Below are 26,179 nucleotides of genomic sequence, written 5' to 3'. Positions count from 1 at the left end.
CGCCGGGGCTTGGTCTCACTCCGCGGATAACGCCCGCCCCTTGGGTTTGGGCGCGAACCGGGCCGCGAGGCGCATGCTGGCGGTGACCAGCCGCTGGTAGAAGCCTGGCAGCAGGCGCTGCATCAGATCGGCCGCGAGCGCATCCGAGCCGATCAGGATGCGTCGCTTGTTGCGCAGTACGCCACGCAGGATCACCGCGGCAGCCTTTTCCGGGGTGGTGCGCAGCAACTGATCGTGGAACTGCTGGCGCGACTGGTCGGCGGCCTGGCCGGTGACCCGGGCGAGGCTGTCGTTCATCCGCGCGGTCTTGGCGATGTTGGTCTTGATCCCGCCCGGGTGCACGCAACTGGCCGACACGCCACAGCCTTCCATGTCCAGCTCCTGGCGCAGCGACTCGGTGAAGCCGCGCACGGCGTACTTGGTGGCGTTGTAGGCGCTCATGCCCGGCTGGGCGAACAGGCCGAAGACACTGGAGACGTTGACCACATGGCCCTGGCCGGAGGCTTTCAGGTGCGGTAGGAAGGCCTTGGTGCCGTTCACCACGCCCCAGAAGTTGATGTTCATGATCCATTCGTAGTCGGCGAAATCGCTGCCTTCCACGGTGCCGGCATGGGCCACGCCAGCGTTGTTGAAGATCAGATTGACCCGGCCGTGGTCCAATGCCACCTGGTCGGCCCAGGCTTGCATGGCCCCGCGGTCGGCCACGTCGACGCGCGTTTCGGTGACTTGGACGCCGAGTTGACGGGCGCGGCTGGCGGTTTCCGCCAGGCCTTCGACGTTCACGTCGCTCAGCGCCAGGTGGCAACCCTGGCGGGCAAGGGCATAGGCGAGGGCGCGACCGATGCCGGAGCCGGCGCCGGTGATGGCGGCGACCTTGTTTTCGAAGGATTTCATGCGGTGGCCTCCTGTGCCGGTGTGGCGGCGAACGTCTGTGCCGGGTGCGCGGGGTTTGCGCGGCTGAAGTGGTAGGCGCTGGCGTCGAAGTTGCGCGTCAGCAGGCGGAAACGCCAGGTGAAGCCAGGCCAGACCGTGCAGTTGCGACCGCTGACCGGATGCAGGTACCAGCTCATGCAGCCACCGGCGTTCCACACGGTGTTGCCGAGGTTGCCCTGTATCTTGCCGTTGAAACGGTCCTGCTCCTCGCGCTTGACCTCCAGGCTGCGCAGGTTGCGCTGTTCGAGCAGGTCGAGGGCGCCGAGCACATAGTGGATCTGCGACTCGATCATGTAGACCATCGAGTTGTGACCCAAGCCGGTGTTCGGGCCCATCAGGAAGAACAGGTTGGGGAAGCCGGCGGTCAGGGTGCCCTTGTAGGCTTCCGGGCCTTCCGGCCAGGTGTCGAGCAGGTCGACGCCACCCCGGCCGAAGATGGCCCCGCGCGGCAGCGGATCGCTGGGGGTGAAGCCGGTGCCGAAGATGATGGCGTCGATCTCGCGTTCCGTGCCATCGGTGGTGACGATGCTATTGGCGCGGATTTCGCGGATGCCGTCGGTAATCACATCGACGTTGGGCTGGGTCAGCGCCGGGTAGTAATCGTTGGAGATCAGCACGCGCTTGCAGCCCATCAGGTAGTCCGGGGTGACCTTGGCGCGCAGCACCGGGTCCTTGATCTGCCGGCGGATGTAGGCCTTGCTGACCACCTGCGCCAGCGTCATCACCCGCGGCAGCAGGGCGAAACCGATCACCCGGCTTTCCAGCAGCCCGTAGATCAGCCCGCGCCAGAGCTTCTGCACCAGCGGGAAGCGTTTGAAGCGTTCGCGTTCGCGCTCGCCGATGGCGCGGTCCGGCTTGGGCATGATCCACGGCGGCGTGCGCTGGTAGAGATCGAGGTGGGCGACCTGGCGCTGGATCTGCGGGACGAACTGGATCGCCGAGGCGCCAGTGCCGATCACCGCCACGCGCTTGCCCGTGAGGTCGTAGTCGTGGTCCCACTGTTGGGAGTGGAACATTTTGCCGGTAAAAGTCCCCAGGCCGTTCAGCCTGGGAATCGACGGCGTGGACAGGGCGCCCATCCCGGACACCACGAAGCGGGCGCTGTAGCGGTTGCCGGCGGCATCCTCGAGGTGCCACAGCTCCTGCTCCTCGTCCCAGTGCATCCGGCGGATTTCGGTGTTCAGCAGGGTTTTTTCCTGCAGCCGGTACTTCTCCCAGCAACCTTCCAGGTAGCCCTTGATCTCCGGCTGGCGGGCGAACATGCGCGTCCACTCCGGGTTCGGCTCGAAGGAGAACGAATACAGGTGCGATTGTACGTCGCAGGCGCAGCCCGGGTAGTGATTGACCCGCCAGGTGCCGCCGACGCCGCCTTCCTTCTCGAACAGGAGGAAGTCGTCCTCGCCCCGTTGCTTGAGGCGAATGGCCATGCCGAGACCGGAAAAACCGGTGCCGACGATGGCGATCTTGCAGTGCTGTACAGGCAGGGTAGCCGCAGGGGCATTCATGGCCAGGGTCCTCTTGTTGTCATTGGCTGGCGTTACGACGCTGTACCAAGTAGACATTTGTATACCCGGCGGGGCACCCTATCCTCCGATGGGTTGCGTGGCCGAGTGCCCTCGGTTTTGATCGCCGTTGTGACGAAAGGAAATCCCATGACCCTGGTTCGATCCGGTGTGGCGCAAGGCAAGCGCCTGTTGATGGACGCCGCCCTGCGACTGATGGCCCACAGCCGCAGCCTGAGCAGCCTGGGCCTGCGCGAGCTGGCGCGGGAGGCGGGGCTCAATCCCAATACCTTCTACCGGCATTTCCAGAGCGTGGACGAGCTGGGCATGGCGCTGATCCGGCACATCGCCGACCAATTGCGCCAGCCGCTGCGTGACCTGCGCCGGGAAGCGGCCCAGCGCGCGGCGGAGGGCGGTGAGGGTGGCCCGCGGTTGCTGGGGGTCGACCTCGGCCGGGGGCGTCTGGTGTGCCACGAGACGGTGGCGCTGTTCTTCCGCTTCGTCGAAGAGAACCCGGAGGCCTTCATCGTCGGCATGCGCGAATTGCATGGCGCCTCGCCGTTGCTGCGGGCCGAGCTGCGCGAAGTGATGGAGGGGTTCGCCCAGGACATGGCCGAAGACATCCAGAACCTGCAACTGGTAGCGCTGGACGGCGAGGGGGTGAAGCGGCTGTCGTCGCTGATCAGCCGGCACCTGTTCCAGATGTCGCTGGATTACCTGGAGCAGGTGGACCAGCGCCCCCGCATTTGCGCCGAAGCGGAGGAGATGATCGTCACCCTGTTCGCCGGTGCCAGCGTGCTGCGGAGCCTGGAGCAGGCGCCTCGGGCCTGAAGGCGTCAGGGATCGGGCTACGGGGGCTTGTACTTTGTAGGAGCCAGCTCTGCTGGCGAAGCTTCTGCGCGGTCCCATTCGCGAGCAGAGCTCGCTCCTACAGGGGCCTGCAGCGATCTCGATCGTCGTCCGGATAAGAGAAGCGTAATCCGGGAGTCCGTTGCTCCGGATTGCGCCGGCGCCGCCGCATTTCCCCCTCCGCCTCGGGAATCGCCCGGTACGAACGGTGGTCCAAAACTTCAAGCGGTGCCGGTCATCCTGGCGATGCCGGGTGGCTGTCTATACTCACAACGTCGCATGCCCGGCCGAAAGGAGACTCTGCTTGAAAGTACTGATCGTCGACGATTCCGCCATGTCCCGGAAAATGGTGATGAAGGCGCTGCCGCCCGAGTTCGAGGCGGAGATCAGCCAGGCCGCCAACGGCGAGGAAGCGCTGGCCGCCTACCATGCGGGTAATGCCGAAGTGATCTTTCTCGACCTGACCATGCCAGTGATGGATGGTTTCCGCACCCTCGAATTGCTCAAGCGCGAGGACGCCAACGCGGTGGTCATCGTGATCAGCGCGGATATCCAGCCGCAGGCGCAGCAGCGGGTGCGCGAGCTGGGGGCCGCGGGGTTCGTCAAGAAGCCGATCACACCGGAGGCCATGCAGGCGGCCCTCCATGACGTGGGGTTGATCTGATGAACCGCCTGGCGAACCTCAGCGAGGACCGGCGCGATGCCCTGCAGGAGCTGATGAACGTCGCCATGGGGCAGGGCGCCGACCGGTTGGCGCGCCTGACCGAAACCTTCGTCACCCTGTCCGTGCCGCGTATCCACCCGGTGGAGGATGCCCACGCCAACCTGCTCGAAAACCTGGACATGGCCGGCCAGCCGGCCATCGTCACGCGCCAGTCGTTCCTCGGCCGGTTGCGCGGCGAGGTGGTGGTCTGCTTCGGCGAGAACGGCGCCGACCAGTTGGCCGGGCTGATGGGCTACGAAGGCGAAGCCAACAGCCAGGACGAGCTGATGCTGGACGTCACCAACATCCTCACCGGCGCCTGCATCAACGGCCTGGCCCAGCAAATCGACCTCAAGGTGAGCTACGGCGCGCCGTCGATCCTGTCGCGCGGCCGTTCGCTGAAGGAGGTGCTGGACAGCCAGGTGCTGCAAGGCCACCAGGCCCTGGTGCTGGAAATCCATTTCGAAGTGGCCACCCACAGCTTCATCTGCGACCTGCTGGTGTGCATCGCCGAGGACACGGTGGCTACGGTGATCGAGGCGATCGACCAATTGCTGAACGACATCTGAGGCGGCCCATGGACCTTCCGGCACAGCAGTCCCCGTTGCACACGGAGCTGGAATCCGTCCTGCAGCAGATCAACCTCGGCGTCGTGCTGCTCGACCGCGACTGCCGGGTGATGTACTGGAACGATTTCATGAGCATCAACAGCGGGCGCAGCGCGGCCGAGGTGGTCGGCCAATCGCTGTTCGACCTGTTCCCGGAACTGCCGCGCCTATGGGTGAAGAAGAAGATCGACAGTGTCTTCACCCTGCAGAACCTGGCGTTCACCTCCTGGCAGCAGCGCCCGCACCTGTTCGACTTCTCCGACAGCCGGCCCATTACCGGGCAGGTGGCGGCGATGTACCAGAACTGCACCTTCTTTCCGGTGGTGGAGACTTCCGGGGCGATCAAGTACGTCTGCCTGACCGTGGCCGATGCCACCGAAACGGCCGCGCAGCATCTGGAACTGGCGCGGCTGAACGAGCTGCTGCAGGCCGAGAAGGAAGAGCAGGCCCGGCTGATCCGCAAGTTGGAAGAGGCCCAGGCGCAACTGCTGCAATCGGAGAAGATGGCCGCCATCGGCCAGCTCGCCGCCGGGGTGGCGCACGAGATCAACAACCCGGTCGGCTACGTGAACTCCAACTTCGCCAGCCTGGAATCCTATGTGAAGGACCTGTTCAGCCTGATCGAAGCCTACAACCGCGACCTGCCGTCGTTGCAGGATGCCGCGTTCCGTGCGCGGATCGAACAGGCCAACCGCGAGCTGGACTACGAGTTCCTGCGCAGCGACATATTCGATCTGATCCGCGAGTCCCGCGAGGGGTTGGAGCGGGTCAAGCGGATCGTCCAGGACCTGCGCGATTTTTCCCACGTGGACTCGGCGGACTGGCAGGTGGTGGACCTGCACAAGGGCCTGGACAGCACGCTGAACGTGGTCTGGAACGAGGTGAAGTTCAAGGCCGAGGTGGTCAAGCAGTACGGCGAGCTGCCGGACGTGGAGTGCATCGGTTCGCAGCTCAACCAGGTGTTCATGAACCTGATCGTCAATGCCGCGCATGCCATTCCGAACCGCGGCACCATCTGGCTGGAAACCGGCACGCGCGACGACTGGGTGTTCGTCCGGGTGCGCGACGACGGCTGCGGCATTCCGCCGGAGAACCTGAAGCGTCTGTTCGAGCCGTTCTTCACCACCAAGCCGGTGGGCTCGGGGACTGGCCTGGGGTTATCGGTGTCCTACAACATCGTCAGCAAGCACCACGGGCGGATCGAGGTGGAGAGCGAGCCGGGCAAGGGCACGGCTTTCACCGTCTGGCTGCCGGCACGCCAGCCGCAGGAGGATCGGTAGGTCAAGGGGCGCGGGAGTTAGCCGAACCTCTTCTGCAAGCCTTCGGGCAATGCCAAGGCGCCAGGATCACTTCGCTACGCCGTGCGGCACGAATCTCCCCTCTCCCGTTTACGGGAGAGGGGCCGAGGGAGAGGGGGCGCCGCGCACATGGCAAAGGTCGTAGCCTTGTTCACCCGGAGCCATTACCGATCCCCGTTCCCTCTTTCTGCTTGGCCTGGCTGTGGTGCTGGAAGGCCTGGCTGATGTTCTGGCGCAGTTGCTCGTCGTCCCAGGGTTTGGTGAGGAACTTGTAGATCGCCCCCTGGTTGATGGCATCGGTCACCGACTTCAGGTCGGTGTAGCCGGAGAGCACGATGCGGATGGTGTCCGGGTAGAGGTCCTTGACCCGGCTGAGGAATTCGGTGCCGTTCATTTCCGGCATGCGCTGGTCGGAGATGACCACCTGGACATCGTGCTTGGCCAGCAGCTCGAAGGCATCCTGGGCGTGGTTGGCGGTGAGTATCCGGTAACCGTCGCGGCGCAGTACGCGGGTCAGGGCGCGGAGGATGTTCTCTTCATCGTCGAGCAGGAGCAGCGTCTGCACGTTGTCGTCGGTCTTCGGCAGCTCCGGGGGCGGCGCCTGACGTTCGCGGAGGAACTGTTCGAGTTGGCCGAACGGCATCGGCTTGGCGAAGAAGTACCCCTGGAACTCGTCGCAGTGGCTCTTTTTCAGGAAGGCGTATTGCGGCTCGGTTTCCACCCCCTCGGCGGTGACCTTGAGGTTGAGGTGGTGGGCCATGGAGATGATGCCCTGGGTGATGGCGGCATCATGGCGGTCGCTGATCACCTCGTGGACGAAGGAGCGGTCGATTTTCACCTTGTCGATGGGCAGGCGCTTGAGGTAGTTCAGGCTGGAGAAGCCAGTGCCGAAATCGTCGATGGATACCCTCACGCCCAGCTCCTTCAAGGCATGGAGGATGTGGATGGCGCGCTCGGCGTTGTCCAGCAGTACGGTTTCGGTGATCTCCAGTTCCAACTGGGTAGGGGGTAGCTGGCTCTGTAACAGGGCGGCCTGGACGCTCTCGACGAAGTTGGTGCGCTGGAACTGCAAGGGCGAGACGTTCACTGCCACTACCATGTCGAGACCCTGCTCGTTGAGCTGGCGAATCTGCCGGCAGGCGGTGGAGAGGACCCACAGGCTCAGCGGGATGATCTGGCCGGTGTCCTCGGCCACCGGTACGAACTGCGCCGGCGGGATCGGGCCCTGTTCGGCGTGATGCCAGCGTAGCAGCGCTTCGACGCCGGTGACGCGGCCGCTGCGGCCGTCGATCTGTGGCTGGTAGTAGAGCTCGAAATCCTCGCCTTCGATGGCCTTCTGCAACTCGTTGCGCAGGGCGACGCGCTCGCTGACCTTCTGGTTGAGGTCGGTGGTGTACCACTGGTAGTTGTTGCGCCCCTGCTGCTTGGCCTTGTACATCGCGAGGTCGGCCTGCTGGATGAGCTGCATCGGCTGCTCGACCTCGCCGTCGCTGAGGGTGATGCCGATGCTGGCGGTGATGTGCAGGTCGATGCCCTGGGCCTGGTAAGGCCGGGCGAGGCTGTCGATCAGCCGTTCGGCCACCAGCAGCACATCCTCGTCGCGGGCCAGGTCGGGCAGCAGCACGATGAACTCGTCGCCGCCCAGGCGCGCCACGGTGTCGCCGGGGCGGACCTGCTGGCTCATGCGCCGCGCCACTTCGACGAGAATCTGGTCGCCGACGCTGTGGCCCATGGTGTCATTGATCGGCTTGAAGCCGTCCAGGTCGATGAACATCACCGCCAGGCTGCGGTTGTAGCGCTGGGAAATCCGGCAGCCCTGGGTCAGGCGGTCCTCCAGCAGCGCGCGGTTGGGCAAGCCGGTGAGCACGTCGTGGCTGGCGTTGTAGGCCAGTTCGGTCTCGTAGCGCTTCTGCTCGGAAATATCGTTCTGCACGCCGATGAAGTGAGTGATCTCGCCGTTTTCGTCCGGCACCGGGGCGATGTAGAGGTTGTTCCAGAATGGTGAGCCGTCCTTGCGGAAGTTGCGCAGCACCACGTTGACGTCGCTTTTCTCGCGTAGGCAGCGGCGGATTTCCTCGACGCCGGGTTGGTCGCGCTCATCGCCCTGGAGGAACCGGCAGTTGCGCCCCAGGGCTTCGCTGGCGGGATAGCCGGTGATGCGTTCGAAGGCCGGGTTGACGTAGATGATCGGCAGGTCTGCGCTGCGCGCATCGCAGATCAGCATGCCGTTGTAGCTGGCCTCCAGGCTGCGTTGCAGCAGGCGCAACTGGCGCTCGGACTCCTTGCGCTGGCTGATGTCGCGCAACGACAGCAGGCGCATGTCCTGGCCTTCCCATTCGGTATGGGCGGACTGGATTTCCACCGGCAGTCTGCCGCCGTCGGCCATGGGCAGGTTGTGCTCGTAGAGATTGCCCTCCTGCAACGGCAGTTCGAAGTGCCGGTTCAGCAGCGATTCCGATGGCGTTCGCAGCAGGGTTTCCGCTGCCGGGTTGGCGTAGCGCACCCGGCCTTCCGCGTCGATCACCAGCAGGGCGTCGCGGTTGTCGGTGAGCAACTGGCGGAAGGCTTCTTCCTTGCGCTTGATCTCCGCGTCGGTCTTGAGCTTCTCGGTGACATCGATGGCCAGCGTCAGGCGCGCCGGCTGGCCGTTGAAGTCGATGTCGTGGGCCATGATCTCCACCTGGATTTCCCGGCCGTGCCGGTCCCGGTGGGTCCAGAGACCGGCGTTGGGGTACTGCGTGCCACCGCCGTGGCTTTCGTGGTAAGCGAGGAAACGCTCCTGTTCTTCGATGGAGCGGATGTCGAGCACCCGCATGCCGAGGAATTCCTCGCGGCTGTAGCCGTAGAGGTCGAGGGCGGCCTGGTTGACCGCGAGGAAGCGCAGGGTCTCGCGGTGGAAGACGTACATGGGTTCCGGGTTGGCTTCGAACAGCAGGCGATAGCGGGCTTCGCTGTCCGCCAGTTCGGCGGTGATCTGCCCGCGGCCGACCGCATAGCGGATGCTGCGGGCGAGGGTGCGGCTGTCGATCTGGCCTTTCACCAGGTAATCGGCGGCGCCCAGTTTCACCGCGTTGGCATCCAGTTCGTCGTCGCCCTGGCCGGTGAGCAGGATGATCGGCGTGCGGATGCCGGCTTTCAGGGCATGGTCGATCAGCGCCAGGCCGGACTCGGCGCCCAGGTAGTAATCGATCAGGATCAGGTCGTGTTCCTGGCGCAGGATGGCGGCTAGCGCATCGTCGTAATTGTCCAGCCAATCCAGATCGCAGCGCAGTTGTCGGGCCTGGCGCAGCAGGTCGCGGGTGATCAGGTAATCGTCTTCGTCGTCCTCGACCAGCAGGAGACGCAGGGTGGATTCGGGCTGGCTCATGGCTTCATGTGTTCTTCTGGCAGTTCGACGATCTGCAGCCAATAGCGGCCGAGGGTCTGCACGACGTCGAGCAGGCCGCGGAAGCTCACCGGCTTGGTGATGAAGGAGTTCACCCCGCAGTCGTAGCTGCGGATGATGTCCTCCTCGGCGGAGGAGGTGGTCAGGACCACCACCGGGATGCTGCGCAGGTTTTCGTCCGCCTTGATTTCGCTCAGTGCTTCGCGGCCGTCCTTGAGCGGCATGTTCAGGTCCAGCAGGATCAGGCCCGGCCGGGGGTGGCGCTGGCGGTCCTCGTAGGGTGGACGGTGGCGCAGGTAGTCCATGAGTTCCTCGCCGTTGTGCACGAAATGAACCTCGTTGGTCATCCGGCTTTCGCGGAACGCCTCGCGGGTCAGCAGACAATCGTCGGGATCGTCGTCGGCAATGAGGATATGGATCGAATTCTTGTCCATGCAGCGGGCGTCTCTCAGGTTCTGAAACGGATTCTGAACGTGGTGCCTTGGCCGGGCTGGCTGTTGGCGGTGATGCTGGCGCCGTGGCGCTCGACGATTTTCTTGACGATGGCCAGGCCGATGCCGGTGCCGGGGTAGGCCTGGCGGCCATGCAGGCGTTGGAACGGGTTGAAGATGCGGTCCAGGTATTTCTCCTCGAAGCCGATGCCGTTGTCCGCCACGCAGAGGGTCCATTCCTTGGGCGACTGCCTTTCAGCATAGATACGCACGCGCGGCGGTTGGTTCTCCTGGTGGAATTTGACCGCGTTGCTCAGCAGGTTCTGCAACAACTGGCGCAGTTGCGTCGGGTCGCCCTGCAGGGGCGGCAGCGGCGAGCGCTGGATCTCGGCGCCGCTGCTCTCCAGGCTGGTTTCCATGTCCTGCAGCACGCCGTCGAGAATCTGGTCCAGCTCCACGGACACGAACGGCTGGCCGCGGGTGGTGACCCGCGAATAGGCGAGCAGGTCGCGAATCAGCGATTGCATGCGGCTGGCTGCCTGGCTCATGCGTTGCAGGTAGTCGCGGCCTTCCTCGCTGAGGGATTCCGCCTGGCTTTCCAGGCGTTCGGAGAAGGCCTGGATCTTGCGCAGCGGTTCCTGCAGGTCGTGGGAGGCGACGAAGGCGAACTCCTGCAATTCGCGGTTGCTGCGCTCCAGTTCGCGCAGGGTGTCCTGCAGGGCCTGCTCGTCGGCCTTGCGCTGGGTGATATCGCGGGCCGCGCAATAGATCACCCGGTCGTCGCCCAGCGCCGCACTGAGTTGCAGCCAGCGCAGCCGGCCCTGGCTGTCGGTGACGCGGGTCTCCAGGTCCTGCACCAGGTGGCCTTCCTGCAGACGGCGGATGGCGGCCTCGATGATGGGCCGGTCCTCGGTGTGGATCAGGTCGAGGTAGGGCTGGTCGATCAGGCGTTCGGCCGGATAGCCGAGCACCATGACGAAGGCCGGGTTGACCTGGATGAAATGGCCCTGGAGGCTGATCAGGCAGAACATTTCCAGCGACAGGGTGAAGAACTGGTCGCGCTCGCGCATGGCCTGGCTGGCGCGGCGCTGGGCGCTGATGTCGCGGAATGCCACCACCCAGCCGTTCGGGCCGCGGCTGCCCTGCAGCGGCGCGCTGTCATAGGCCAGGCAGAGCTCCTCGCCCCGGTCGTCGCGCAGGCAGAACTCGCCATGCAGGCTGCCCTGTCCTTCGCCCGGATGGCTCCACTCGGCGACGGGCAGGGGCAGTTGCTCGGCCAGGGGCTCGCCCAGCAGCGTTTCGGCGGGCCGGCCGATCAGGTAGGCCGCGGCTGGATTGACGAAGGTCAGCAGGCCCTGGGCATCGATGGCGATCAAGCCTTCGGCGATGCTGTCGGTGATCGCCGAGGTGAACTCCAACTGGGCTTGCAGGCGCTGCTCGCCGGACAGCACCTCGCGCATCAGCCGGTTGTTTTCCAGCATGGTCGCGGTCATCTGGGCGAACTGCTGGGCGATGGCCAGGTCGTCCTGGTCGAAATCGCCGGCGTATTTGTCCGACAGCAGCAGCCGCCCCAGTTTCTTTCCGTTGGGGTCTTTCAAGGGAACGCTCAGGCTGCCACGCAGCGGCGGCGATTTGCGCTCGCCGCTGCCGTACCACTGCTGGTAGGCGTCCAGTTCCGCCTGGGTCATGATCTGCGGGTGCGGGCTTTCGCTGATCAAGGCGTAGATGCCGCCGCTGTCGAAGAGCGGCTGGGTACCCGTCCAGGCGGCGTATTTTTCGGAGAGCGAGGTGGCACTGGTCTGCTGGGTTCGTGCGCCCGCATCTTCTTCCAGATGGATGACCGCAAGGTGAGCGCCGATCAGCAGGCGCATCTGCTCGGCCAGATAATCGAGCAGGGCCTGGATATCGAGGATGCCGCTCATGTGTACCGCGGTCTGGCTCAGGCCGCGCAACAGTTCGGCCTGGCGCTCGGAGTGCATCAGCGCCTCGCGCAGGGCACGGTTCATCCGGTTGCGCTCGCCGATGTCCTTGGCGATGCCGTAGACGCCGACAATGCGGTCCTTGACCACCATCGGCAGGTTGGTGACGTACAGCTCCAGCAGCTCACCGCTCTCGGTGCGGCATTTCACTTCGTAGCGTTGCGCCTCGCCGCTGCGCGCGGCTTGGAAGTGGTTGCTGACCCGGGGCATTTCCTCGGCCAGGACCAGCATGGAGAAGTTCCGTCCGATGAGGTTTTCCTCCCGGTAGCCGGTGAGTTGGCAACCGGCCTGGTTCATGCTCTCGAAATTGCCGTTGAGGTCGAAGGAGAACACCGGGTCCGGGTTGAAGGTGAACAACGAGCGGTAGCGTTCCTCGCTCTCCTGCAGGCGTATCTGGTCGCGCTCCCGCTCGATGGCGATGGCGGCGAGCTGGGCCGCAGTGGCCATCAACTGGAGCTGCTCCGAGTCCGGCGCGCGGGGCGGGCGGTGATAGAGGGAAAAGGTGCCGAGCACCTCGCCGTGGTAGGACAGCAGCGGGATCACCCAGCAGGCGTGCAGGCCGTGCTCCTGGAGTCGGCTGCGCTGTTCCCGCCAGCGCGACTCGTGGGCGAAGTCCTCGACGATGGTCAGTTGGCGGCTCTGCACGGCGCTGCTGAAGGGGTTGTCGTCGGGATCGTTGGGCAGGCTCTCGTGCGTACGCCGGAACGCTTCGGGCAGGCTGGGCGCCGCGCCCAGGTGCAGGGTGCGCTGTTCCCTGTCCATCAGTTGCAGCACGCAGAGCGCGCCGGCGTCCTGGGATTCGGCCATCTGGCAGACGGCCTGGAGGATATCGGCCAGGCCCTGGTTGGTGGAAATCATGCTGAGGATGTCGCGCTGGTCCTCGGCGTAGGCTTCGTTCTGCACCAGGCGGGTGATGTCATGGGCGACGGCGAACAGGGTGCGGTCGTTCGCCGACCAGTCGGCCGACCAGAGCACATGGACGATGCTGCCGTCCTTGCGGCAGAAGCGGTTGCGAATCGGCTGGTTGCTGCTGCCATTGATGATGGCGCGGACTTCGGCCTGGGTCCGCTCGCGTTCCTCGGGCACGATGCAGTCCAGATAGGCGTGGCCGATCAGCTCCTCCGGCAGGTAGCCGAATACCGTCGCGCTGGAGGGACTGAGCTGGGTGAAGCGGCCCTGTTCGTCCATCGAGCAGAGTACGTCCATGGAGAACGCCATGATGCGCTGGTTCAGCGCCTGCAGGCTGGCCTGGCGCTGCAGGCTGTCTTCCAGCTCCTGGTTGGTCTGGCGCAGGCGGTCGTTGCGTTCGACGGTGAGGCGGACCAGGCGCTGGCTGACCACCAGGAAGAAGGTGAAACCGAGCCCGAAGAGCATCACCAGGGTCGGCAGGAAGGCCATGGAGGCTTGTTGCTGCGGGTCGCCGAGGAAGCTGACCAGGCGCCAGGTCGTACCGTGTTCGAGCTGGATGTCCAGCTCGCCCACCTCCACGGAAAAGCGCTGCGGGCGGTCGGCACGGGTGTCGATGACCAGCTTGTCCTCCTCGTAGACGCGGATGACGAAGCCACTCTGGTCACCGCCGAGGATGTTGGCCAGCAGGTCGGGGATGTCCAGTCCGGCGATCACCACGCCGTCGCCGGCGGGCAGGTGCAGGGGCATGATGATCATCGCCGAGGGTGAGCCTTCGATCAGCTCGACATGGCTCATGTCCGGCTTCGAGCCACGCTGGGACTCGATCAGCCAGTCGCGGTGCTCCGGGTCCTCCAGGAAATGCTCGAGCCAATGCCGGGCCGAGGCATTGCGCATGCGCATGAGGCGGGGTTCGAGCCGGCCGTCGAGCATGCCAATCAGGCGGATGCTGGAGAAGTCGCGCAGGTAGCTGTCGGCCTCCTGCTCCCAGAGACGTTCGGCGGGGATCGCACCAACCACCTGCCAACGCTCCACCAGCCGCTGGATCAATGACAGGCGGGCGTCCAGGCTGCGTTCGATCCCCAGCCGGGCCTTGGACAGCAGCAGGTCGCTCTGACGGGTCAGCGAGTCGATGCTCTGCAGGCTCAGCATGTACCAGCTCAGGCAGGTCAGCAGGGCGCCGATGATGCCGACCACCAGGCTCGGCCGGTCCAGCAGGCGCTCCCGCTGGGCGGGCAACTCGGTCAGCAGCAGCGCGGCGATGCCGAGCAGGATCGAGAACAGGTTGGCCACGCTGGTGGTGCCGGGCTTGAAGCCGAGGCGGGCCATCTCCAGCCCCGGCAGCCAGATCGCCAGTTGCGAGAGCAGGCCGACGAGGACGATGACCAGCCCGATGCCGCGGCAGAACAGCTTGCCGAACGCGCCGCCGCTGCTGCACAGCATGGCCAAGGTGAGGGCCAGCGTGGACACCGCCAGCGCGCTGCGCACGCGCAGGAAGCCGGTGACCAGCGAGGTCCCGTTGTCGGCGCTGCCGGCGACATAGTTGTGCACCAGGGAATAGAGCGCCAGCGCCAGCAGCGGCGTGGCCAGGATCAGGCTCAGCGGGCGCAGGGCGCGTGCGGTGGTGAGCAGGACCAGCCCCAGCAGCAGCGACACCAGGGCGCTGTCCGGTAGCAGAACGGTGGAATGGCGGGTCGGATGCTCAATCTGCAGGTAGCCGAGCAGGCTGACCACGCCCATGGCGATCAGGGCGAAGGCGAGGCAGTGCAGGTAGGCCTGGATGATCAGGTGGCGTGCTTTCATCGATCAGCCTTGGAGGTCCTGGGGGCCGAGCAGGCGCAGGACTTCCTCGGCGGTGATCAGGCCCTGCTGGAGCTTGTCGTGGGCGTCGTCGAGGAGGGTGGTCATGCCTTGCTCGCGGGCGATGGCCTGCAACTGGGTGGCGCTGGCGCCACGGGTGATGGCGTCGCGCAGCGTGTCGTTCATGGTCAGCACCTCGTGGATGCCGATGCGCCCCTTGTAGCCCTGGTGGCACTGGTTACAGCCGCGGCCGCGGTAGAAGCGCAGGTCCGGTGCGAGGAAGTTCGGCCCCAGGCGTTCCAGCAAGGCCACCGGCGGCGGGATTTCTTCCCGGCAGTGGCGGCAGATGCGCCGCACCAGGCGCTGGGCGATGATCGCTTCCAGGGCCGAGGCCAGCACGTAGGGTTTCAGGCCCAGGTCGAGCAGGCGGGCGACGGTGGCCGCCGCCGAGTTGGTATGCAGGGTGGAGAACACCAGGTGGCCGGTCAGCGCGGCATGGAAGGCGACGTCGGCGGTCTCCTCGTCGCGGATTTCGCCGAGCAAGATCACGTCCGGGTCCTGGCGCAGGATGGCGCGCAGGATGCTGGCGAAGCTCAGGCCGATGCGTTCGCGCACCGGCACCTGGCCGGCGAGATCGACGTGGAATTCCACCGGGTCCTCGATGGTGACGTAGTTCTTTTCCGAGGAGGCCTCGTGCTGCAGCAGGGCGTAGAGGGTGGTGGTCTTGCCGCTGCCGGTGGGGCCGGTGGCGAGGATGATGCCCTGCGGCTTGCTGACCACGTAGAGCAGCCGGCGCAGGTTGTGCGGCGACAGGCCCAGGTCTTCCAGCGATTGCGCCGCCGACTGGCGTTCCAGCACGCGCATGACGATCTTTTCGCCGTTGATGGTGGGCAGGGTGGAGATGCGCAGGTCGACGATGCGCATCGGCGTCTTCACCGTGATGCGGCCGTCCTGCGGGCGGCGCCGTTCGGTGATGTCCAACTCGGCCATCACCTTGATCCGCGAGACCACCGACATCAGCAGGTTGCTGGGGATCTGGATCTTATCCTGCAGTACGCCGTCGATGCGGTAGCGCACGCTGACGTTCTTCGTGCGCGGATGGATATGGATGTCGCTGGCGCCCAGGCGCAGGGCCTCGAGGATGATCGCGTTGACCAGGCGGATCGCCGGCGGCTCTTCGGAGCTGCCGAGCAGTTGTTCCAGGCTTTCCGGCGCTTCGTCGTCGTCGAGGACGATCTCGATGCCTTCGTAAGGGTCGCTGCTGCCGACCACGGTAGCGAGGTCGTCCAGTTGCGGCCCACTTTCGCCGAAGAGTTCCTTGAGCTTGTCCTGCATCTGCCCGACTTCGCAGAGCAGCGGGTGGATGCTGTAGCCGGACATGAAGCCGAGTTCTTCGATCAGGCCCATGTCCATCGGGTCGGCCATGGCCAGGCGCAGGCGCTTGCCCACCACCCGCAGCGGCAGCACCAGTTGGCGCGTGCACACGGCCTGGGGAATCAGCGCCAGCAGCGGCGGGTCGACCTGGAATTCGCGCAGGTCGATCTCCTCGAACATCATGTCTTCGCGCAGCAGTTGGTAGATTTTCTGCGGCGACACCCAGTCGTGCTGCATCAGCTGGCGCAGCACCGAGGTCTTGTGGGTCTGCATTTCCTTGTGCAGCTGCTGGATCTGCTGGGCGTTGAGCAGGCCCTTCTTGTGCAGCAGGATGGCCAGTTGGCTGCGGTTGGTGACGCTGAGCTTGGCCAGGGTTTCCAGGTCGCGGTGCTGCTTCTTGTTCTCCTGTTCCAGGGCGCGGTTGCGCTGCATCAGCTCGTACTGCTCCAGGGCCAGGGCGATGGTCAGGCGCAGGTCATCGTCGTTCCACGGCTTGAGGATGAAGCGGTAGACCGCGCCGTCCTTGATCGAGCCCAGTACCGCATCGGTGTTGGCGTGGCCGGTGAGCATGATGCGGATGGTGTCCGGCCAGCGTTCGCGCACCTGGCTGAGCAGCTCCGAGCCGTTCATGCCCGGCATCATGAAGTCGCTGATGATCAGCTCTACCGGCTTGGCTTCGAGGATTTTCAACGCTTCGCTGGCGTTGCGGGCGAAGTGCAGCTCGTAGTTCTCGCGCTGGAAGACACGGCGCAGGGCGGCGAGGATGCCGGGCTCGTCGTCCACCAGCAGCAGCTTGTAGGGCGCCGCCGGGGTTTCGACGGGTTTCTCGTCGGGGCTGTCGCTGACGAACAGGGAAGCGTAACGCTTGGCCATTTCCGCTCCTCAGGGCGTGTTCGGGCAGGTGAAGCGCAAGGTGACCCGGGTGCCGGCGCCGACCTGGCTGTCGAGCAGGATTTCGCCCCGGTGGGCACGCATGATGTCCCGCGCCACGCTCAGTCCCAGGCCGGTGCCGGAGCCGACCGCGCGGGTGGTGAAGAAGGGGTCGAAGATGCGCTCCTGGACATCCGGCGGGATGCCCGTGCCGTTGTCCTCGATGATCACTTCGATCACGTCCTCGGCCAGCCGGCTGCCGACCCGGATGACGCCCTCGGCGTCGATGGCCTTGGCCGCGTTGTCCAGCACGTTGAAGAAGGCCTGGGACAGCTTGGCCGGATAGCCGGCCAGCTTGGGCAGCGGGGCGAGGTCGAGGCGGACGTCGATCGCCTGCTGGCTTTCCGCTTGCAGCAGGTGGCAACTGGTGGTGAGCAGGGCATTGAGATCGCAGGGGATGAAGTCCGCCTGGTCGATGTTGGAGAAGGTCTTGAGGTCGGCGACGATCCGCGCGATGCGCTGGGTGCCGCTGAGCGATTCGCGCAGCAGGGCGCGGAAGTCGTCGAGCAGCAGGCTGGCCGAGTGCCCGCCGGGGACCTTTTCCGCCAGCTCGTCGAGGTAGTCGCCGGCCACCCGCAGGTTGCTGGTGATGAAGCCGATGGGATTGTTGATCTCGTGGGCGACCCCGGCGGCGAGCTGGCCGACGGCGCGCAGACGGGCGGTTTCGTAGAGCTGCTGCTGGGCCTGTTCGATGACCTTGACCTGGTCCTCGACGCGCTCCTGTAACTGCTCGGAGAGCGCCTTGTAGCGCGCCTCCGAGGCTTGCAGGGCAGCGTGCTGGCGTTGCAGTTCGGCGAAGCTGGCCTCGGTGGTGTCGTTGTGCAGGTTGGCCGCCAGCCGGTACTTGGCGACGAACAGCAGGACGAATTCGACCAATCGGGCGGCGGCGTCCAGGCGTTCGGCAGGCAGTTCGCCCTGCAGCCAGCCGATGGTCTCCAGGTTGAATTCCAGCGGCTCGGCGCCTGCCTGGTGTTGTTCCTCGAGGCTGACGCGGCCGCCGCCGAGGGCGCCGATCAACTGGCCCAAGCGGGCCTGCTGGTCGGCCGAAAGCAGGTCGGCCAGGCGTGGGTCGTCTTCGAAACTACGCATGGGGCGCCTCGTGGGCCGCGCTCAGTTGGCGAACGAACGCCTCGGCGTCGATGCCATGCCGGCCGGCCAGTTGGTACTCGCGGTCGAGCACCGGGTAAAGCCGTCGCAGCAACTGACGGAAGCTCTCCACCACGCCCTCGCCGTTGAGGGCGCTGGCCAGGGACAGCGGGCTCCACGGCGTCTGCGCCCAGCGCGCCTGGAGGGTGGCCTCGTCGATGGCGTCCGGCAGGTCGCGTTTGTTGAACTGCACCACCAGCGGCAGGCTCTCGATGTCCATGCCGAGCTTCTGCAGGTTGTCGGCGAGGTTGTCGAAGGCGGTGGCGTTGTTGTCCTGCTGCGAGAGCTGCGAGTCGGCGACGAAGATCACCCCGTCGGCCCGTGACAGCACGGCCTTGCGCGTGCTGTCGTGCTGCACCTGGCCGGGCACGGTGTAGAGCTTCAGGCGCAGGTCGAGGCCCTCCTGGCTGCGCAGGCCGATTGGCAGCATGTCGAAGAACAGCGTGCGGTCGTCGCGGGTCTCGAGCACCATCAGCTCGCCCTTGCGCTGGGGGTTGAGCAGCGTATGCAGCTGCATCAGGTTGGTGGTCTTGCCGCTCAGCGCCGGCCCGTAATAGACCACCTTGAGGTTCAGCTTGCGCTCACTGTCGAGGTATTCAGCCATGGTCGCTCGGGTCGTCCAGTTCATCGATCAGCACGGCGCCGTCGGTATCGCGCAGGACCCGGGTCAGCCCCGGATTCTCCCGCTCGAGGCGCAGCAGTTCGTCCTGCTGGCGCTGTAGGGTGTCTTTCTGTCGGCGCACTTGCTCCAACAGCCGCTGGTTCTCGTGGCGCAGCTGGTAGAGGTCGATGGCGGCCTTGATCGCCGTCTCGATCTCGTAGTCCTCCCAGGGCTTGGAGAGGAAGCGGTAGATTTCCGCCTGGTTGATCGCCTGCATCATCGACTGGCGGTCGCCGTGGGCGCTGAGCACCATGCGCATGGCGTGGGGCTGGCGCTGCTTGGCGAATTGCAGGTAGGTGACGCCATCCAGGTGCGGCATCTTGTAGTCGGAGATGATCACCGCATAGTCGTGGAGGGTCAGGGCTTCCAGGGCTTCCTGCACGTCATCGAAGGCATGGACCTCCCAGCGGTGCGGCCGCAGCACCCGTTGCAGGGCGCTGAGCACATGGGGCTCGTCGTCCACCAGTTGGATCTTGATCATGGGGCGGTCTCCTGCGGGGCGGTGGCGTCGAAGTCTTCCGGCTTGCGGACGAACAGGGTGTAGCGCGCGCCTTCGGTGCTTTCGAAGGCGATCAGCTTGTCGATCAGGATGCGCGTCAGTTGCTTGCCCTCGTTGAGCAGCAGCATGCCGTTCTCGGCGTGCAGGTTGCGCGCGAGCACCATGCCCGGCTCGAGACGGCGGGTGTCCAGGCTGATGATGCTGGGGTCGTCGAGGGTGATGTCCGGCGCCAGTTCGATACAGAGCGTGACGAAGTGCTCGCAGAGCTCCGGGTCGTAGAGGCGGCCGGCGTATTTCTTGATCAGTTGCAGGGCTTCGTGGCGGGTCGGCCGGCGCTCGAGGATGATGCCGCGTTGCAGTTCGATGAAGTCCACCGCCAGCTTGAGCAGCCGGGAGCCGAAGGGGATGGCGTCTTCCTTCAGGCGGTCGGGAAAGCCTCCGCCGTCCCAGCGCTCCTGGTGATGGCGGATGATGCGCGCCGCGTCTTGCAGGGGCTCCAGGGTCATCAGCAGGTTCTCGCCCTGAACCGGATACTGCCGGTAGCGCTCGCGGTCCTGCTTGTAGAGGGTATCCGACGGCTTGCTCAGCAACTGGTCGTCCCAGGTCAGCTTGCCGATGTTGTACAGCGCGGCGGCCATGGTCAGGTCGCGGGCCAGGCCCTCGCCGAGCTTGTGGTGGTCGGCGTAGGCGCGGACCAGGGCGATGATCTGGGTGTTGGTCTGCTTCTCCCGCGGCAGGCGCTGGTTGATCAGGCTGGCGAACACTTCGGTGGCGGTCACGTAGCTGCGCCGCAGCTCCTCGTAGGCCAGGTCGAGCATGTCGGCGGTCTGCTGCAGCTCGGCGGTGCGCGCCTTGACCCGTTGCTCCAGGGTGGCGTTGAGTTCCTGCAGGTGCTGGTTCTGCTCCTGGGTGAGTTTCTCCAGGCGCAGCCGCTCGCGCTCGGAGGTGTGGAACGCCAGGGCCTGGCGGATCACCATGCGCAGTTCATCGTCGTCCCAGGGCTTGCTGATGTAGCGGTAGATCTGCCCCTGGTTGATCGCCTTGATGGTGGTGCTGATATCGGCGTAGCCGGTGAGCAGGATGCGCATGCAGTCCGGCCAGCGCCGCTGCACTTCGGCCAGCAGGGTGGCACCGTCCATGCCCGGCATGCGCGCGTCGGAAATCACCAGGTCGACCGGGCGCTCTTCCAGCATGGCGAGCGCCTGTTCGCCGCCGGTGGCGGTGAGGATTTCGTAGCCTTGGTTGCGCAGCAGGCGGCGCAGGCTGCTGAGGATGTTTTCCTCGTCGTCCACCAGCAACAGCGTGGCGAGTGGGGCTGGGCTCGGCTCATTCATGAGGCGTTGGACTCTCCTCCGTGGGCGTCGGTTGCCGCACCGGCAGCCAGACGCGGAAGCGCGTACCGCGGCCCAGCTCGCTGTCGACCTCGATACGCCCATGGTGTTTCTGCACGATGCTGTAGGACAGCGACAGCCCGAGGCCGGTCCCCTTGCCGACCGGCTTGGTGGTGAAGAAGGGCTCGTAGATGCGATTGAGCAGGCGCGGCTCGATGCCCTTGCCGGTGTCCTCCACCTCCAGCCAGACCCAGTCGCCCTCATGGGCGGTGCGCAGGGTGATGCGGCCGAACTGCTCGATGGCGTGGGCGGCGTTGACCAGCAGGTTCATGATCACTTGGTTGATCTGCGAGGGAATGCACTCCACGTCGGGCAGGTCGCCGTATTCCTTGATCACCTCGGCCTTGTACTTGAGTTCGTTGTTGACCACGTTGAGGGTGGTGTTAAGGCCGCGATGGAGGTCGGCCGGGTGGAATTCCTCTTCCTCGATGTGGGAGAAGTCCTTGAGCGAGGTGATGATCTTCTTGACCCGGTCGATACCGTCTTCGGATTCGCCGATCAGCGCCTCGATGTCACTGCGGATGTAGTCGTACTCCAGGCTGCGCTTGAGCTGGCGGAGGTCCTCCAGGCCGCCGGCGGATTCCACCGCGTCGATGATGCGTAGCAGGTCGCGCACGTAGCCGGCGAGAGTCTGCAAATTGGAGAACACGTAGCCGATCGGGTTGTTGATCTCGTGCGCGACGCCGGCGGCCAGTTGCCCGATGGCCGCGAGTTTTTCCGATTGCAGCAACTGGTCGTTGGCTTTTTCCAACTTCTTGATCAATTGTTCCTGTTCGGTCTGCTTGACGCTCAGGGCCTGCAGGGCCGCTTCCAGCTTGTTGCTGGACTTGGCCAGGTCGGTGGTGTCGTAGAGCACCAGGCCGAAATGCAAGGCGTCGTCCGGCGCGATGCGGAACGGAAAGAGCAGGGTGCTCTGCAGCATCAAGGGGTTCTGCTGGGCACGCTCGAACGTCAGGCGGACCAGCGAGGGGGTATCGCGCCATTGGGTGTAGACGTGCCGGCCTTCGTTGCGGGCCTGTTCGATGATCTGGTGGAGGTACAGCGTATCGGCCTCCGGGAACACCTGGGTGAAGGGGCGACCGCGAACGTCCTCCAGGCGCTTGCCGCTGCACCGTTCGAGAAAGGCGTTCCAGTATTGGATACGCAACTGCGTATCGAGGATGATGGTGCCAACGCTGATGTGTTCGACGAGCGCGGAGGCCAAGAGCTGCTGGCGGTTGTCCATTAGTGACTCCTCCCATGACGCCGGGACCCGCTGCGCGCTCGGTTGGCGGCCCGACAAAACGCTGACGCTGGTTCTATGACGAATAATAGCCTATTGCCAGTATCGTTGTGTTTCATAACCCGGTGCTCGTCAGGGTAGACCATGGTTGCAGACTCGAAGAGCGACACGCTCATCCGCTACGAATTCCGCTTCGCAGACGGCCGGAACTGGCAGCATGAAGTTAGCCTGACGGCCGCTGCCGAGGGCGAACGGACAACCGCATTACCGGATTGGACCGGCTTGTCCTTCCATCAGTGCGGTCACTGCCCGCTCAAGGTCGAGGAAGCGCCGCGCTGCCCCTTCGCGGTGGCGCTGGTGCGGCCGGTGGAGATGCTGTCGAAGCACACCTCTTTCGAGGAGGTGGAGGTCATCGTGCGCTGGCGCGGCCGGGAGATTCGCCAGCACACCACCCTGCAACGGGGGCTGGGTTCCTTGCTCGGCGCCCTGGGCGCCACTTCGGGGTGCCCGCACACTCGCATGATGAAAGCCATGGCGTGGTTCCACCTGCCGTTCAGCACCTCCGACGAGACCCTCTACCGGGCCCTGGGCACCTACCTGCTGGGGCAGTTCCTGCGGATGAAGCGCGGCCAGTCCGGCGACTGGTCGCTGGAGGGGCTGCGGGCGATCTACCGCAACCTGCGCCAGGTCAACCTGGGCATGAGCCGGCGCCTGCGCGCCGCGGCGGAGGAGGATTCCAGCCTGAACGGCTTGATCCTGCTGGACTTGCTGGCCGCCGACACGCTGTATGCGCTGGACCAGTACGAGGGCGAGCTGGACCTGTTCTTCCAGGAATATTTCGACGACGAGGGCGAGTGATCGCCAGCGATCAGCCCATGCGGGCGCGGTACAGGATCAGATAGCCGAGAAGGAGCAGTGGCCAGGCCAGCAGCGGGCCGAAGGCGCCACGCCAGACCCGGCTGTAAGGGGTGAAACCCACGCCATGCACGAAACCGCCGGCCACGCCCCACATCACCAGCATCAGCAGGCTGTGGCTGTAGCGACCCTCGGCGTCGAGCATGGCGGCGGGGTGGATCAACAGCAGCAAGGCCAGCGGCGTGGCCAGGAGCAGCGACAGGACTCGCCAGGCGCCGCTCCGCTGCCGGGGCAGGGCGTCATTCACCCGTCGGGTCCTCGTCGAGGTTCTGGGTGGTTTCCAGCCACAGGGCATTGATGATGCCGAAGCTGCAGGCGAGCAGGACGCCGAGAATCCAGGTGAAGTACCACATTGCGTTAAACCTCCCGATGCGTGTGCTTGTCGCGTGCCTGGCTCGGTATGTTCACTCGTCGGGCCAGGCTGGGGCGGGCGAATGAATTCGCCCCTACATTCTTCAGGGCTCAGTACAGTCCATGGCTGTTGCTTTCGATGTGGCCGGTGGTGACTTTGCCCCACATCTTCACGTAGCCCCACAGCGTGTAGCAGAGGATCAGCGGCACGAAGATGCAGGCCGCCACCAGCATGATGCCGAGGGTCTTCTGGCTGGAGGCCGCATCCCATAGCGTCAGGCTGGAAGCCGGATCGAGGCTGGACGGCATGACGAAGGGGAACATCGCGAAGCCGGCGGTGCATAGGGTGCCGACGATCGCCAGGCTGGAGCCGAGGAAGGCGAAGCCGCCACGTCCCGCGCTGGCCGCGGCGAACGCCAGTACGGCACCGAGGATGCCGGCGAGCGGCGCCAGCTTGGTCAGCGGATACTGCGCGTAGTTGGCCATCCAGCCGGCGTTGCTCTGGGTCACGCTCTTCGCCAGCGGGTTGAGCGTGGTGCCCGGGTCGAATGCCGAGGTGATGGCGAAGCCCTGGATACCCGACCACAGCCAGAGCCCGGCGACGATGAAGGCGGCGAGGTAGACCAGCGACAGTACTTGCGCCGCGCGTTGCGACCGGCGTGCCACCGGGCCTTCGGTGCGCATCATCAGCCAGGTTCCGCCATGCATCAGCAGCATGCTCAGGCTGACCGTCCCGGCGAGCAGGCCGAAGGGGTTGAGCAGTTGCCAGAAGCTGCCGTGGTAGCTGCTGCGCAGGGTGTCGTCGAGCTGGAAGGGCACACCCAGCAGCAGGTTGCCGAAGGCCACGCCGAACACCAGCGCCGGCACCAGGCCGCCGACGAACAGGCCCCAGTCCCAGGCCTGGCGCCAGCGCGGGTCGCTCAGCTTGCTGCGGTAGTCGAAGCCGACCGGGCGCACGAACAGGGCGAACAGCACCACCAGCATGGCCCAGTAGAAGCCGGAGAAGGCCGCCGCGTAGACCATCGGCCAGGCGGCGAAGAGCGCGCCGCCGGCAGTGATCAGCCAGACCTGGTTGCCGTCCCAGTGCGGCGCGATGGTGTTGATCACCACCCGCCGCTCGTTGTCGCTCCGCCCGACGAAGGGCATCAGCGCCGCGGCGCCGAGGTCGAAGCCATCGGTGAGGGCGAAGCCGATCAGCAGGACGCCGATCAGCACCCACCAGACCAGTTTCAGCGTTTCGTAATCGAACATGTTGCGTTCCTCTGTCGGGGCCAATAGGCCGACCGGCTTTTGTAGGAGCCAGCTCTGCTGGCGAAGCCTTGATGCAGGGGCGAATTCATTCGCCCAGCCCAGCCTCGTCGGGCGAATGAATTCGCCCCTACATTGCACCTGCGGGCAGATGGTTTCCGCTGGTCGCACCCGACCGCTCGAAGTGATAACGGCCGGTATGCAGGCTCGACGGTCCCAGGCGGGCGAACCGGATCATCAGGTACATCTCGATCACCAGCAGCAGGCTGTAGAAGGCGATCAACGCCACCAGCGAGCCCCAGACATCGCCGCTGGACACACTGGAAGCGGAGAGGTGGGTCGGCAGCACTTCGCCGATGGACCAGGGCTGGCGGCCGTGTTCGGCGACGAACCAGCCGGTCTGCGCGGCGATCCAGGGCAGCGGCAGGCTCCATAGCGCCCACCGCAGCAGCCAGGGCTTGCGCTCTTCGTTCTTCTTCGCCGAGGCCCAGAAGGCGCAGGCGAAGAGGGCGAGCATCAGGAAGCCTGAGGCGACCATGGCGCGGAAGCTCCAGAACAGGCTGAACACGCTGGGAATGGTGTCCAGGGCGGCCTGCTTGATCTGCGCTTCCGTGGCGTCGGTGACGTTGGCGGTGTACTTCTTCAGCAACAGGCCGTAGCCCAGGTCGTTCTGCACGGCCTTGAAGGCGGCGATGGCTTCGGAACTCTTGTCGCCGGCGCGGAGCTTTTCCAGGCGCTCGTAGGCGAGCATGCCGTTGCGAATACGCGCTTCGTGCTCGACCACCAGGTCCTTGATGCCCTTGACTTCTTTGTCCAGCGAACGGGTGGCGATCAAGCCCAGGACATAGGGAACCTTCACCGCGTAATCGGTGCGCTGCTCCTCCTGGTTGGGCAGGCCGAACAGGGTGAAGCCGGCCGGTGCCGGGTGGGTTTCCCATTCGGCCTCGATGGCCGCCAGCTTGGTTTTCTGTACGTCGCCGATCTCGTAGCCGGATTCGTCGCCGAGGACGATCACCGAGAGGATCGACGCTAGGCCGAAGGCCGAGGCGATGGCGAAGGAGCGGCGGGCGAAGCCGAGGTCGCGCTTCTTCAGCAGATACCAACTGGAGATGGCCAGGACGAAGATGGCGCCGGTGACGTAGCCAGCCGCCACGGTGTGCACGAACTTCACCTGGGCCACCGGGTTGAACAGCAGGGCACCGAAGTCCACCAGCTCCATGCGCATGGTCTCGAAGTTGAACTCGGCTCCCACCGGGTTCTGCATCCAGCCGTTGGCGATGAGAATCCACAGCGCCGACATGTTCGAGCCGATCGCCACCAACCAGGTCACCGCCAGGTGCTGCACCTTGCTCAGGCGGTCCCAGCCGAAGAAGAACAGGCCGATGAAGGTGGATTCGAGGAAGAACGCCATCAGCCCTTCGATGGCCAGCGGTGCGCCGAAGATGTCGCCGACATAATGGCTGTAATAGGCCCAGTTGGTGCCGAACTGGAATTCCATGGTCAGCCCGGTGGTGACGCCCAGGGCGAAGTTGATGCCGAACAGCTTGCCCCAGAACTTCACCATGTCCTGGTAGACCTGCTTGCCGGTCATCACGTAGACCGACTCCATGATCGCCAGGATGAAGGATAGGCCCAAGGTGAGCGGCACGAACAGGAAGTGGTACATCGCCGTCATAGCGAACTGCAGGCGGGACAGGTCGACGACTTCTTCCGAGATCATCTCGGCATCTCCTCGGTACGGGGCGGGGATGGGGCTTGCGGAGCGCCGAACAGGTGCGTGCCGACGTGCTGGCTGCCATCGACAGGGACGCTGGGGGCATCGAACCAGAGGGCTTTGATCGCCAGCAGCAGGGCCAGCTTGATCGCCAGGATCACGGCGAGTTCGCGGACCAGGGGAATGCGCCAGGGCGAAGCGGGCTTGTCGGTCATGCGGTCACTCCACGACAACGGCCGGGCTGCCTGAAAGCGGCAGCGCCGTCCTTGATATGAAGCAACAAACGCAGCGGTGATGTGCTGTGGCGGGTTGTCGCAGAAGGACTGAGGTCGAG

Annotated in this window: 21 protein-coding genes; 5 read left to right on the top strand and 16 right to left on the bottom strand. The window is 65.2% G+C overall.

What is annotated here, in order from left to right; all coding sequences use genetic code 11:
• Positions 1-15: 15 nt before the first annotated feature.
• Together PIN01S_RS04290 and PIN01S_RS04285 are read right to left on the bottom strand one after the other, a co-directional pair.
• Positions 16-894 carry an SDR family NAD(P)-dependent oxidoreductase gene (locus PIN01S_RS04290; protein WP_084333886.1) on the bottom strand — a complete coding sequence of 293 codons (879 nt, stop codon included), beginning with the start codon at positions 892-894 and terminating at the stop codon, positions 16-18.
• Entirely contained in the window at positions 891-2,438 is a 1,548-nt protein-coding gene (locus PIN01S_RS04285) for a flavin-containing monooxygenase (protein ID WP_084333885.1), read from the bottom strand. The genes PIN01S_RS04290 and PIN01S_RS04285 overlap by 4 nt, the downstream gene beginning before the upstream one ends.
• A gap of 147 nt (positions 2,439-2,585) precedes the next feature.
• Between PIN01S_RS04285 and PIN01S_RS04280 the strand changes: the two genes are divergently transcribed.
• The 4 genes from PIN01S_RS04280 to PIN01S_RS04265 all read left to right on the top strand — a co-directional run bounded on the left by PIN01S_RS04280 (position 2,586) and on the right by PIN01S_RS04265 (position 5,875).
• Positions 2,586-3,266 (top strand): TetR family transcriptional regulator, encoded by a 681-nt coding sequence (locus PIN01S_RS04280; RefSeq protein WP_084333884.1) that lies wholly within the window; start codon positions 2,586-2,588, stop codon positions 3,264-3,266.
• A gap of 322 nt (positions 3,267-3,588) precedes the next feature.
• Positions 3,589-3,948: a response regulator gene (locus PIN01S_RS04275; RefSeq protein WP_169715783.1), complete on the top strand. Its 360-nt coding sequence runs from the start codon at positions 3,589-3,591 to the stop codon at positions 3,946-3,948.
• A complete protein-coding gene (locus PIN01S_RS04270; protein ID WP_084333883.1) occupies positions 3,948-4,556 on the top strand; it encodes a chemotaxis protein CheC in 609 nt (202 codons plus the stop codon). The genes PIN01S_RS04275 and PIN01S_RS04270 overlap by 1 nt, the downstream gene beginning before the upstream one ends.
• A gap of 8 nt (positions 4,557-4,564) precedes the next feature.
• Positions 4,565-5,875, top strand: coding sequence for an ATP-binding protein (locus tag PIN01S_RS04265; protein ID WP_084333882.1), 1,311 nt, complete (start codon positions 4,565-4,567; stop codon positions 5,873-5,875).
• A 169-nt stretch (positions 5,876-6,044) separates the two neighbouring features.
• On the opposite strand, the gene PIN01S_RS04260 is transcribed toward PIN01S_RS04265, so the two are convergent.
• The 9 genes from PIN01S_RS04260 to PIN01S_RS04220 are packed head-to-tail and all read right to left on the bottom strand — an operon-like array spanning position 6,045 to position 21,620.
• Positions 6,045-9,260: an EAL domain-containing protein gene (locus PIN01S_RS04260; protein WP_084333881.1), complete on the bottom strand. Its 3,216-nt coding sequence runs from the start codon at positions 9,258-9,260 to the stop codon at positions 6,045-6,047.
• Positions 9,257-9,712, bottom strand: a complete 456-nt coding sequence (locus tag PIN01S_RS04255) for a response regulator (RefSeq protein WP_084333880.1) — start codon at positions 9,710-9,712, stop codon at positions 9,257-9,259. The genes PIN01S_RS04260 and PIN01S_RS04255 overlap by 4 nt, the downstream gene beginning before the upstream one ends.
• 14 nt (positions 9,713-9,726) lie before the next feature.
• Complete coding sequence (locus PIN01S_RS04250) at positions 9,727-14,397, bottom strand: PAS domain S-box protein (protein WP_244505948.1); 4,671 nt, start codon at positions 14,395-14,397, stop codon at positions 9,727-9,729.
• A 3-nt stretch (positions 14,398-14,400) separates the two neighbouring features.
• Positions 14,401-16,641, bottom strand: coding sequence for an ATPase, T2SS/T4P/T4SS family (locus PIN01S_RS04245; protein ID WP_084333879.1), 2,241 nt, complete (start codon positions 16,639-16,641; stop codon positions 14,401-14,403).
• Between the two features lie 9 nt (positions 16,642-16,650).
• Positions 16,651-17,787, bottom strand: a complete 1,137-nt coding sequence (locus PIN01S_RS04240; protein WP_084333878.1) for a sensor histidine kinase — start codon at positions 17,785-17,787, stop codon at positions 16,651-16,653.
• The gene (locus PIN01S_RS04235) at positions 17,780-18,448 is read right to left on the bottom strand and encodes a GTP-binding protein (RefSeq protein ID WP_084333877.1); all 669 of its coding nucleotides are present in this window, start codon (positions 18,446-18,448) and stop codon (positions 17,780-17,782) included. The genes PIN01S_RS04240 and PIN01S_RS04235 overlap by 8 nt, the downstream gene beginning before the upstream one ends.
• On the bottom strand, positions 18,441-18,986 hold the full coding sequence (locus PIN01S_RS04230) for a response regulator (RefSeq protein ID WP_084333876.1): 546 nt from the start codon (positions 18,984-18,986) through the stop codon (positions 18,441-18,443). Before PIN01S_RS04230 ends, PIN01S_RS04235 begins: the two co-directional genes overlap by 8 nt.
• Entirely contained in the window at positions 18,983-20,338 is a 1,356-nt protein-coding gene (gene nosR, locus PIN01S_RS04225; protein ID WP_084333875.1) for a response regulator c-di-GMP phosphodiesterase, NosR family, read from the bottom strand. The genes PIN01S_RS04230 and nosR overlap by 4 nt, the downstream gene beginning before the upstream one ends.
• Positions 20,331-21,620 carry an ATP-binding protein gene (locus tag PIN01S_RS04220; RefSeq protein ID WP_084333874.1) on the bottom strand — a complete coding sequence of 430 codons (1,290 nt, stop codon included), beginning with the start codon at positions 21,618-21,620 and terminating at the stop codon, positions 20,331-20,333. Before PIN01S_RS04220 ends, nosR begins: the two co-directional genes overlap by 8 nt.
• 141 nt (positions 21,621-21,761) lie before the next feature.
• On the opposite strand from PIN01S_RS04220, the gene PIN01S_RS04215 reads away from it, so the two are divergent.
• Complete coding sequence (locus PIN01S_RS04215; RefSeq protein WP_244505947.1) at positions 21,762-22,475, top strand: DUF6901 family protein; 714 nt, start codon at positions 21,762-21,764, stop codon at positions 22,473-22,475.
• Positions 22,476-22,485: 10 nt separating this feature from the next.
• Here PIN01S_RS04215 and PIN01S_RS04210 read toward each other — a convergent pair whose 3' ends face one another.
• The 5 genes from PIN01S_RS04210 to cydP form a co-directional block, all read right to left on the bottom strand.
• A complete protein-coding gene (locus PIN01S_RS04210) occupies positions 22,486-22,779 on the bottom strand; it encodes a cyd operon YbgE family protein (RefSeq protein WP_244505946.1) in 294 nt (97 codons plus the stop codon).
• Complete coding sequence (gene cydX / locus PIN01S_RS04205) at positions 22,772-22,885, bottom strand: cytochrome bd-I oxidase subunit CydX (protein WP_084333980.1); 114 nt, start codon at positions 22,883-22,885, stop codon at positions 22,772-22,774. The genes PIN01S_RS04210 and cydX overlap by 8 nt, the downstream gene beginning before the upstream one ends.
• A gap of 109 nt (positions 22,886-22,994) precedes the next feature.
• Positions 22,995-24,134, bottom strand: a complete 1,140-nt coding sequence (cydB, locus tag PIN01S_RS04200) for a cytochrome d ubiquinol oxidase subunit II (protein WP_084333872.1) — start codon at positions 24,132-24,134, stop codon at positions 22,995-22,997.
• Between the two features lie 127 nt (positions 24,135-24,261).
• Complete coding sequence (locus tag PIN01S_RS04195; protein ID WP_084333871.1) at positions 24,262-25,851, bottom strand: cytochrome ubiquinol oxidase subunit I; 1,590 nt, start codon at positions 25,849-25,851, stop codon at positions 24,262-24,264.
• Entirely contained in the window at positions 25,848-26,060 is a 213-nt protein-coding gene (cydP, locus tag PIN01S_RS04190) for a cytochrome oxidase putative small subunit CydP (RefSeq protein WP_084333870.1), read from the bottom strand. The genes PIN01S_RS04195 and cydP overlap by 4 nt, the downstream gene beginning before the upstream one ends.
• Between the last annotated feature and the right edge of the window lie 119 nt (positions 26,061-26,179).

This window comes from Pseudomonas indica NBRC 103045, from assembly GCF_002091635.1.
Taxonomy (GTDB): domain Bacteria; phylum Pseudomonadota; class Gammaproteobacteria; order Pseudomonadales; family Pseudomonadaceae; genus Pseudomonas_M; species Pseudomonas_M indica.
This window is presented reverse-complemented; position numbering and strand designations above follow the sequence as displayed.